The sequence below is a fragment of the Aeromicrobium sp. Root236 genome (genome assembly GCF_001428805.1).
Taxonomy (GTDB): domain Bacteria; phylum Actinomycetota; class Actinomycetes; order Propionibacteriales; family Nocardioidaceae; genus Aeromicrobium.
This window is the reverse complement of the sequence record NZ_LMIS01000001.1, coordinates 1,164,053-1,173,806: the sequence shown is the minus strand read 5'-3', so window position 1 is coordinate 1,173,806 and position 9,754 is coordinate 1,164,053. Positions and strand designations below refer to the sequence as shown.

Annotated in this window: 7 protein-coding genes; 3 read left to right on the top strand and 4 right to left on the bottom strand. The window is 68.5% G+C overall.

The window, feature by feature from the left end; translation table 11 throughout:
* Window positions 1-44: 44 nt before the first annotated feature.
* On the bottom strand, window positions 45-1,364 hold the full coding sequence (locus ASE12_RS05860) for an ABC transporter substrate-binding protein (RefSeq protein WP_056398146.1): 1,320 nt from the start codon (window positions 1,362-1,364) through the stop codon (window positions 45-47).
* Complete coding sequence (locus tag ASE12_RS05855) at window positions 1,361-2,509, bottom strand: LacI family DNA-binding transcriptional regulator (protein ID WP_082582105.1); 1,149 nt, start codon at window positions 2,507-2,509, stop codon at window positions 1,361-1,363. The genes ASE12_RS05860 and ASE12_RS05855 overlap by 4 nt, the downstream gene beginning before the upstream one ends.
* 95 nt (window positions 2,510-2,604) lie before the next feature.
* Between ASE12_RS05855 and ASE12_RS05850 the strand changes: the two genes are divergently transcribed.
* Window positions 2,605-4,683 (top strand): glycoside hydrolase family 36 protein, encoded by a 2,079-nt coding sequence (locus ASE12_RS05850; RefSeq protein WP_056398145.1) that lies wholly within the window; start codon window positions 2,605-2,607, stop codon window positions 4,681-4,683.
* Between the two features lie 55 nt (window positions 4,684-4,738).
* Here the strand turns inward: ASE12_RS05850 and ASE12_RS05845 are convergent, their stop codons facing one another.
* Window positions 4,739-6,019 carry an HNH endonuclease signature motif containing protein gene (locus tag ASE12_RS05845; RefSeq protein WP_056398142.1) on the bottom strand — a complete coding sequence of 427 codons (1,281 nt, stop codon included), beginning with the start codon at window positions 6,017-6,019 and terminating at the stop codon, window positions 4,739-4,741.
* A gap of 291 nt (window positions 6,020-6,310) precedes the next feature.
* Between ASE12_RS05845 and ASE12_RS05840 the strand changes: the two genes are divergently transcribed.
* Window positions 6,311-7,315, top strand: a complete 1,005-nt coding sequence (locus tag ASE12_RS05840; RefSeq protein WP_056398139.1) for an aldo/keto reductase family protein — start codon at window positions 6,311-6,313, stop codon at window positions 7,313-7,315.
* A gap of 2 nt (window positions 7,316-7,317) precedes the next feature.
* Entirely contained in the window at window positions 7,318-8,985 is a 1,668-nt protein-coding gene (gene treZ, locus ASE12_RS05835; RefSeq protein WP_056398136.1) for a malto-oligosyltrehalose trehalohydrolase, read from the top strand.
* On the opposite strand, the gene ASE12_RS05830 is transcribed toward treZ, so the two are convergent.
* Window positions 8,982-9,545: a hypothetical protein gene (locus tag ASE12_RS05830; RefSeq protein ID WP_056398133.1), complete on the bottom strand. Its 564-nt coding sequence runs from the start codon at window positions 9,543-9,545 to the stop codon at window positions 8,982-8,984. The genes treZ and ASE12_RS05830 overlap by 4 nt on opposite strands.
* Window positions 9,546-9,754: the final 209 nt, after the last annotated feature.

Genomic DNA, 9,754 nt, shown 5'->3' with positions numbered 1-9,754 from the left:
CGGAAAACGATCCCTTCAGATCTCTTGGTCGACTGCCACCCGGCTCAGAAGCCGGGGGTCCCGATGGCCTGGGCCAGCTGCGCGAACTGGGCCTGAGTGGTCTCGGCGACCTTGCTCGGGCTGGCCTGTCCGGCGAGCATGTTGGCCAGGTTGAGGTACAGGTCCGGGTTGACCACCGCGAGGACCTGCATCGAGCCGACCGAGTTGCCGATCGAGTCGGCGTTGGCGTTCAGTGCGTCGGGGACGGTCGCCGGGGTGTCGACGCTCTCCTGGATCGACACGGTGTTGAGCGACTTGATGAAGCCGGGGTACGCCGAGCCCAGCCAGTACGAGAGGAACTGGCGTGACGCCGCCTCACGCTTGGTGTCGCCGGTCTTGAACGCGATGAGCGCGTTGGACTGGTCGGGGATGACCGTGCCGACGTTGCCCTTGGGCGAGATCGGGAAGAAGCCGATCTTCTTGTTGAGCTCCGCGGTGTCGGACTGGGCCTGCATCTGGCTGAAGAACGTGTTGACCTGGATCGCCATCGCGGCGTCGCCGGCGAGCAGCGCCTTGCTCTGGTCGACGAACGTCGCGGACGCGTAGTTCTTGTTGAACAGGCCGTCGTCGACGAGGCTCTTGTACTTCTTGATCGCGTTGAGGATCGTCGGGTCGGTGAACTTCTCCTCGTTCTTGTTCACCTTGTCCCACAAGCCGGCCTTGGCCGCATCGGCGAGTTGGACCTGGACCCACCACTGCGTGGCCCACTTGTCCCCGCCCATCTCGTAGAACGGCACGCCGCCCTTGGCCTTGATCGTCTTGGCGTCGGCGACCATCTCGTCGAAGTTCTTCGGGGTGTCGGTGATGCCGTACTTGGCGAAGACCTCCTTGTTGTACCAAACGCCCTCGACGGCGGGGACCGTGACGAGCGCGGCGTAACGGGTCTTGTCGAGGATGCCGGTGGAGTCCTTGAGGGCCGGCTTGTACTTGTCGATGAACGGTGCGCCGTCGAGCGACTGCAGGTTCTGCTTCGCGTTGATCGCGGTCAGCTGGGACGCAGTGGGCTGCCAGAACGCGAGGTCCGGCTTGTCACCGGAGGCGACCTTCGTCTGCACACTCTGCTCGTACGGATCGGGCACCGTGACGATCTTGATCTTCGCGCCGGTCTTCTGCTCGAAGTCGGCGGCGACCTGCTTCGCGGTGGCGTTGCTGTTCTGTGCGGCCCAGATCGTCAGGCTGACGCCATCGAGCTTGGCGGTCTCGGCCGGCCACTCCGACGCGGTCTTCTTCCCGGAGTCGTCGCTGCTCCCGCCGGGGTCGCTGCATGCGGTGGTCAGCAGCCCCACCGCCGCCAGGGCGATCAGGGTCTTGTGCAGTCTCTTCATCGATCTTCCTTGTGTTGTGGTTCGGCTCCGGCGCCGGCGGCGCGAAGGTGCTGCGGTGGTGGTGTCGCCCGCGCAGCGGTACGCCCTTGTGGGGCCGGACCGGTGCTCTCGCGGACGATCAGGGCGGGCGACGCGAGCGGCGCCTTCTCCTCTGTCGAGCCGGACCCGAGTTCAAGCAGCTCGAACGCGCGGCGTCCCAAGGCCGCGAAGTCGAACCTGACGGTGGTCAGGGCGGGGGTGAAGTAGGGGGCGGCGGGCACGTCGTCGAAGCCGACGACGCTGACGTCGTCAGGCACCCGCAGGCCCAAGTCGTTGGCGGCACGGATCACGCCGAGCGCCTGGTCGTCGTTGCCGCACAGGACGGCCGTGACCTCGGGGTCGAGCAGCAGCTCGCGGGCTGCGTCGTACGCGCCGGCGATCGACCAGCCGTGCGGTTGGACGACCTCGGGGACGGGTGCGCCGGCGGCTTCGAGCGCCTGCTTCCAACCGCGCTCGCGATCGCCGACCGGGGAGGACGAGGGGATCGCGACGTGGTGGACCGTGCGGTGGCCCAGCTCCAGCAGGTGCTCGGTCGCGGTCCGGGCCGCGGCGGTGTCGTCATACCAGGTGAGCCTCGGGTTGTCCGACAGCGACGACTGGCGGCCCAGCCACGACTCCGCGGCACCCGCCCAGCTCACTGTGGGCGGCAGCGCCTCCAGGGCTTGGGACCCTTCGCGGTCGAACGCCAGGACGATGACGGCGCCGGAGCGCGGGTCGCTGACCTGGTCGACCGCCGCGGTGATGTCCTCGGGGCTGTCGGATGGGAGCACTCGGATGGCGACGTGCACGCCGGCGGCGCGGGCCGCCTCCTCGATGCCGCCGAGCGTCTCGGCGTAACCGAACAGGTTCGTGTTGGAGGTCAGGACAGTCACGGCTCGGTCCATGCCGTTGGCCAGCGCACGTGCGGCACGGTTGGGGCGATAACCCAGCTCGGCCATCGCCGCGGTGACCTTCTCGCGGGCTTTCTGGCTCACGTTCGGGTGGTTGTTGATGACCCGCGAGACGGTCTGGTAGGACACCCCGGCAGCCTTCGCGACGTCGCGGATCGACGCCGCCGAAGTGGCGGGTTCTTTTTCGTCCTCGGCATTGTGACCGGTCACAAACATGGCTAGAGTGTGAGCGCTAACACACTGTCGGCGCAAGCCCTCGTCCGAAAAAATTCTCGGGCGGCTCGGAAAATCCCTCTCATTGGAGTCAAACCTTGTCCTCAGACGAGATCCGCTGGTCGCCGGGGCCCCTCGCGGTCACGCTTTCGGTCGCCGACGGCCCGCCCAGCCTCCTGCGGGTCGAGATCGACGGGCACCCGGCGATCTGCCCTGCCACGACGCTCCCGTTGATCGAGATCGGCGTGGTCGGCAGCGGCCGTTCCTGGTCGGCTCGCCGCTACATCGACTCCGTGGCCGGTCACCGGTTGGCGTACCGGAGCCATGTGGTCGAGGAGACCCCGTCGGGCGAGCGTCTCATCGTCACGAGCGAGGATCCGGTGATGGGGCTGCAGGTCACCACGACGTTGTCGTCGTTGCGGGGCGAGGGTGTGCTGGGCCTCCAGTCGCGCATCATCAACAGGGGCGACGCGGAGGTCGACCTCTCCTGGGTCACCTCTGCCACGTGGGGCGGCGCCCTCGCCGACGCGCCGATCGAGTCGCTGAGGCTCTGGTGGGCCGAGAACGACTGGCTCGCCGAGAACCGTTGGCTCTCAGCCGGCGCGCGTGAGCTGCTGCCGGACCTCACCCGATCGGTGCACGAGCACGACCCGCGTGGCGCCTTCACCCGCACCGCGCTCGGCGCCTGGTCGACCGACGGCAGCCTGCCCCTCGGCGTGCTCGTCGACGAGTCGACCGGCACCGCGATCGGCTGGCAGATCGAGCACAACGGCGCGTGGCACTGGCAGGTCGGCGAGCGTACGGACGGGGTCTACGTCAGCCTGCTCGGGCCCACCGAAGCCGAGCACGACTGGTACGCCCGACTGTCGCCCGGTGGCGAGTTCACCACCGTGCCGGCGACGATTGCGCTGGCGACCGACGGCTACGAGGGTGTCATCGCCGGGCTCACCGCCGCTCGTCGTGCGGTGCGCCGCACCCACCCGGACCACAGCGGCCTGCCGGTCGTGTTCAACGACTACATGAACACGCTGATGGGTGACCCCACGACGGAGAAGCTCCTGCCCCTGATCGACGCGGCAGCGGCGGTCGGCGCCGAGACGTTCTGCATCGACGCCGGCTGGTATGACGACGACTCGGTCGGCTGGTGGGACAGCGTCGGTGCGTGGGAGCCGGCGACCAAACGGTTCCCCGACGGCGGACTGGCCGCGGTCCTGGAGCGGATCCGCGAGCGTGGCATGGTGGCCGGCCTGTGGCTGGAGCCCGAGGTCGTCGGGCTGCGCAGCCCGGTCGCCGAGGCGCTGCCCGACGAGGCGTTCTTCCTGCGGCACGGCCGCCGAGTGGTCGAGCACGAGCGCTACCACCTCGACCTGCGCCACCCGCTGGCCCGCAAGCACCTCGACGAGGTCGTCGACCGACTCGTCGGCATGGGCGTGGGCTACTTCAAGCTCGACTACAACATCAACATCGGCACGGGCACCGACCATGACGCGTTCAGCGCCGGGGCCGGGCTGCTGGGGCATAACCGGGCCTACCTCGAGTGGGTCGACGCCGTGCTCGACCGGCACCCCGGCCTCACGCTCGAGAACTGCGCCTCCGGCGGACTGCGGGTCGACTACGCGATGCTGTCCCGCCTGCAGATGCAGTCGACCAGCGATCAGCAGGATCCCAGGCGCTACCCGCCGATCGCCGCCGCGGCGGCCGCAGCCGTGGCACCCGAGCAGGCCGCGAGCTGGTCGTACCCACAGCCGGAGTTCACGGACCAGGAGATCGCGTTCACGATGAGCACCGGCCTGCTGGGCCGGGTGCACCTGTCGGGTCACCTCGACGCGATGACTGACGCGCAGCGCGCCCTCGTGGCCGAAGCTGTCGCGGTGTACCAGACCCATCGTGGCTTAATCGGTCGCGCGGTGCCGTTCTGGCCGCTCGGGCTGCCCGGCTGGGACGACGCGTGGGTCGCGCACGGTCTGCACGACGGCGGCACCGCTCTGGTGACGGTCTGGCGGCGGGGCGGTGCTGCTTCCAACGTGCTGCCGCTGCCGGGTTGGGCCGCCGGGTTGCCGGTGCGAGTCGTCTATCCGGTGGCGACCGATGCGAGCGTCGTGATGGCTGACGGCGCGGCGGCGTTGGAGATCACGCTGCCTCACGACCACCAGGCGGTGACGATCGCCATCGGCTGACTTTGGGCAGCACGAAGCGCCCGGTCGTAGCCGGATTGTTCGTGGCGTGAGCGTTCTAGGGTCGCCAGCGGTGGTTGCGTTGCCAGATGTCTCGGGGTTTGCGGATTTCGATGTGGCCGTCGGGGGCTTGGCGGAATTGCCAGTTTTGGTCGTGGGCTTGGTGGTGGTGTCGGGAGCACAGGAGTGTTCCGTCGTTGATGTTGGTGGTGGCGCCGTTGGCCCAGTTGTCTTGCCAGTGGTGGGCTTCGCACCAGCCGGGTGGTGCTTCGCAGCCTGGGGTGATGCAGCCGAGGTCGCGGTTGGCGATTGCGATGCGTTGGGCGGGGGTGAAGAGTCGTTTGGCGCGGCCCATGTCCAACGGGAGTGGTTGGCCGTCGAGGACCATCGGGAGGATGCCGTGGTTGCAGGCCAGGCGTCGTAGCTCACCGGCGCTGATCCGGGTGCCGGTGGTGAGTGTGGCGGCACCGACGCGGTTCTTGAGGTCGTTGAGGTCGATGTTGACGGTGATGACGGCGGGGGTGCCGCCGGTGGTGGGGAGCTTGTCGGTGGGCAGCCGTTCGATGAGGTGCGCGAACGCGCGGCCCATGCGTTGTGGGTAGGTGAGCTCGTCCTGGTCGCGTTCCTGCTCTGGGGTGAGATGACGCCGGCGTGGTGCGGCGATCGCGTCCAACGCGGATTTGAGCATCTCGCCGTGCAGGGCGGGCAGGCGTCCGCCGAATCGCCAGGTGCCGTCCTGGTCGTCGACCAACCACGCCTCGGTCCGCGCCCACGCCTTCTTCTCCCGCAACCTCAGGGCTTCGTCCTCGTCGACCTTGGCCTCCGCGGGCTTCTTGAACGCGTCGCCGATGCGCAACGCCCGCTGGCGCAGGTCCTTGATCGGGAACCGTTTCGCATCAGCGATCAGGGTCTTCTCACACACCGCCCGCTGATCTGGTGTCACACCCTCGGGCAGGCCGGCCATGGTGCCGGCGATGACCGCGGCCTGGGTCTCGGCCAGCTCACCGGCGGCCAGCGCGTCCTCAGTCCGGGGTGCCGATGACAGAGCCTTCGCGGTCCGGACGGTGCGGTGGGCCTCCCATTGGTCGCGTCCGAACCCGCGGGCGAGGACCTCGCCGGTGCGGGCCTTGTCACCCAGCCCGGCATCCAACGCGCGTACGGCCGCCAGCTCCTGCGCGGCGATCCGGGCCTTGAGCCGCCGCAACCGCTCCACCGCATGACGCTGCATGACCGGATCCAAAGAGGCATAGGCCTCGACCGGCATGTCGTCCAAGATGGCATCGAGCGCGTCCAGGCAGCCCACCAGTGGTGGTGGTGCTGGCACGAGCTCGGCGACCATGATCCCCCGATCACTAGAACATACGTTCGACTCATTTCAATCTAGACCAGGCCTCGGACACAGTCCAGGCCTGCTAACCCATCTGTGGAAAGCCGATATTCCGGGCGACATGCGCCTAACGTGAACAGATGAGCCAGGGAGTGGGCCACGTGATCGTCTACGCCATCCTGTTCGGCGCGCCCGCAGTGATGTTGCTGGCGGTCCTGTGGGCGATGCGTGTGGCCGCGCGCCACCACTAGGTCCACGACCGCTCCGAGATGCCCCCGTGGAGCGCGCCACTAGGCTCGAATCATGGACTTCAGATATCTCGGGAACAGCGGCCTCAAGGTCAGCGAAATCATCTACGGCAACTGGCTCACGCACGGTTCACAGGTCGAGAACGACGCGGCACTGGCGTGCGTACGGGCGGCCCTCGACTCGGGCATCACGACGTTCGACACGGCTGACGTCTACGCCAACACCAAGGCCGAGTCCGTCCTCGGCGAGGCGCTCAAGGGCGAGCGCCGGGCGTCGCTGGAGATCTTCACCAAGGTCTACTGGCCGACCGGCCCCGGCGGACCCAACGACACCGGGTTGTCGCGCAAGCACATCATGGAGTCGATCAACGGCTCGCTCGAGCGGCTCGGCACCGACTACGTCGACCTCTACCAGGCCCACCGGTATGACGTCGAGACGCCGCTCGAGGAGACGATGCAGGCGTTCGCCGACGTGGTCCGCCAGGGCAAGGCCCTCTACATCGGCGTCAGCGAGTGGACCGCCGAGCAGATCCGCGCCGGCCACGCGCTGGCCCAGGACCTCGGCATCCAGCTGATCTCCAACCAGCCGCAGTACTCCATGCTCTGGCGCGTCATCGAGTCCGAGGTCGTCCCGGCGAGCAAGGAGCTCGGCATCTCGCAGATCGTCTGGTCGCCGATCGCGCAGGGCGTGCTCAGCGGCAAGTACAAGCCGGGCGCCGCACCTCCCGAGGGCAGCCGCGCAACGGACGAGAAGGGCGGCGCCGACATGATCAAGCGCTTCCTCGACGACGACGTGCTGACCGCCGTCCAGAAGCTCCAGCCGATCGCCGACGGCCTCGCCATCACCATGGCGCAGCTCGCCGTCGCGTGGGTGCTCGCCAACGACAACGTCGCCGCGGCGATCGTCGGCGCTTCGCGGCCCGAGCAGGTGGAGTCCAACGCCCAGGCTTCGGGCATCACGCTCGACGACGACGTGCTCAAGGCGGTCGACGAGGCACTCGGCGACCTGCCCGAGACCGACCCGGCGCAGACCAAGTCGCCGTCGGCCCGCGTCGTCTGAGCATGACCGTCACGGTCTGGTGCCCCGACCTGCAGCGCGTACGTGTGCGGGTCGGCGGCGCCGATCATGAGATGCGGTCCGGCGAGGGCGGCTGGTGGCACGCCGACATCGACGTCCCGCCCGGCACCGACTACGCGTTCCTGCTGGGTGACGACGACACACCGCTGCCCGACCCCCGCTCGCGGTGGCAGCCGAACGGCGTGCACGCGGCCTCCAGGACGTACGACCATGGCGCCTTCGCCTGGACCGACTCGTCCTGGCAGGGGCGCGCGCTCGAGGGGGCGGTGATCTACGAGCTGCACATCGGCACCTTCACCCCGGGACGTACGTTCGACGCTGCCATCGAGCGGCTCGATCACCTCGTCGACCTCGGCATCGACCTTGTCGAGGTGCTGCCGGTCAACTCGTTCGACGGGGACGCCGGCTGGGGCTACGACGGGGTGCTGTGGGGCGCGGTGCACGAGCCGTATGGCGGACCGGACGGGTTCAAGCGGTTCGTCGACGCGTGCCATGCGCGGGGGCTCGGGGTCGTGCTCGACGTCGTCTACAACCACCTCGGGCCGTCCGGCGCCTACCTCGACCGCTTCGGCCCCTACTTCGCCGGCCAGAACGACTGGGGGCCCGGACTCAACCTCGACGGGCCGCAGTCCGACGAGGTGCGGCGGTACGTCCTCGACAACGCCCTCGGCTGGTTCGAGCACTTCCACGTCGACGCGCTGCGGCTCGATGCCGTGCACGCGCTGGCTGATCGGCGGGCGCTGACGCTGCTCGAGGAGCTTTCGGCTGAGACCGCGCGTACCTCCGCGTCCCTCGGCCGGCCACTGACCTTGATCGCGGAGTCCGACCTGAATGACCCGCGCATGGTGACGCCTCGTTCGTCGGGTGGGCTCGGCATGGACGCGCAGTGGTCCGACGACCTGCACCACTCGCTGCACGTACGGCTGACGGGGGAGACGGACGGCTACTACGCCGACTTCGCCGCGCCCGGTGCGCTGGCCACGACGTTGCGTGGCGCGTACTTCCATGCCGGCACGTGGTCGTCGTTCCGCGAACGTACGCACGGGCGGCCCGTCGACACGTCGGTGCTGACCGGCACGTCGTTCCTGGCGTACCTGCAGAACCACGACCAGATCGGCAACCGGGCCACCGGCGATCGCATCTCGGCGTCCATCACGCCGGGCCTGCAGGCGTGCGGTGCGGCGATCGTGCTGCTGGGGCCGTACACGCCGATGCTGTTCATGGGGGAGGAGTGGGCGGCGAGCACACCGTGGCAGTTCTTCGCGTCGTTCCCCGATCCCGAGCTCGCCGAGGCCGTACGCAGCGGTCGTCGCCGCGAGTTCGGCCGGCATGGCTGGGGCGAGTCGGGGGTGCCCGACCCGATGGACCCGGCGACCGTCTCGCGCTCCACGCTCGACTGGTCCGAGCTCTCGTCGCCCGAGCACGCGTCGATGCTCGACCTGTATCGGTCCCTGATCGCCCTGCGCCGCTCACAGCCGGAGCTGGCCGACCCGTCGTTGGACGGTTTCGTCGTCGAGGTCGCTGACGACGACTCGTGGCTCGTCATGCACCGGAGGTCTTTGCGCGTCTTCGTCAACTTCGCCGAAGAGACGTTCGAGGTGCGTACGTCCGATGCGCCTGACAAGGGGCTGTTCTCCTGGGGGACCGACTAGCACTCCTTGCCGAGAGCCGCGCCCTCGGAGACGAGCCAGGTCTGCGAGACGCGGTCCCACAGCGCGTTCTGCTGCATCAGCGAACGCCTCAGGCCCCGGAACGGGACGGTCTTGCCCTTCGCGTCCTTGACCACGAAGTCGGTGTAGTCCACGCAGCCGATCACGTGTGCCTCGCCGAAGGGCGTGACGCTGCCCTGCCAGGTCGACGTCTTCGCCTTGCCTTCCTTCAGCTCGAAGGTCACCTTGCCCGACGCCTGGTACTTCCTGTCGGCATATTGCTTGACCGTGGCGATCGAGTTCTTCAGCGACACGCCCGTGCGGACGTCCTCCAACGATGAGGTGTCGCCTGAGTTGTAGGCGGCCATGTCGGCGTCGATCGAACGCTGAACGGCCGAAACCGCACCCTTCACGGCCTCCTTCTCGTTCTGAGGAGCCGGGGGTGCGGCAGGCCGGTGGGTCGGTGACCTTGGCTCGTCCGACGAGGAACCAGATCCGCAGCCGGTGAGCACCAGCAAGGCGGCGATCAGCAGGACCTTGGCGGGCCGTCCGGTGCGAGGCATGTGGCCATCCCAGCACACGTACGACAGGCCGTCTCGCCGAGGTGGTCGCCACGGCCGCGGCTCTGGGATCAGTCAGAGGTCGATTCTTCGCCGGCCTTCGCCGCTTCGTCGAGCTCGCGCTTCTCGTCGCGGCGCCGAGCCCGAGATGCCCAGAGCCTGGCAGGTTCCGCCCGGCGCGTGAGTCGAAAGGCGTCCTCGAGAGGTCGTAG